This window comes from Photorhabdus sp. S10-54 (assembly GCF_963878145.1).
In the GTDB taxonomy this organism is placed as follows: Bacteria; Pseudomonadota; Gammaproteobacteria; order Enterobacterales; family Enterobacteriaceae; genus Photorhabdus; species Photorhabdus kayaii.
On the sequence record NZ_CAWNXG010000188.1, the window covers coordinates 1 to 394 of the forward strand.

The 394-nt window shown below is 53.6% G+C and carries 1 rRNA gene; it reads right to left on the minus strand.

The features are described from left to right. Positions 1 to 394, minus strand: a 23S ribosomal RNA gene (locus AACQ83_RS24475); the annotation flags it as partial.

The window sequence follows — 394 nt, forward strand, 5'->3', positions numbered from 1 at the left end:
GTACTGGTTCACTATCGGTCAGTCAGGAGTATTTAGCCTTGGAGGATGGTCCCCCCATCTTCAGACAGGATTTCTCGTGTCCCGCCTTACTCATCGAACTCACAGCCATACCATCTTCGAGTACGGGGCTGTCACCCTCTCTCGCCGGCCTTTCCAGACCGTTCCTCTGATGCTATCGCTGATGCAGGTTCTGGGCTCCTCCCCGTTCGCTCGCCGCTACTGGGGGAATCTCGGTTGATTTCTTTTCCTCGGGGTACTGAGATGTTTCAGTTCCCCCGGTTCGCCTCATTAACCTATGAATTCAGTTAATGATAGTGCAACGCATTGCACTGGGTTTCCCCATTCGGACATCGCCGGCTATCACGCTTCATATCAGCTTACCGACGCTTTTCGC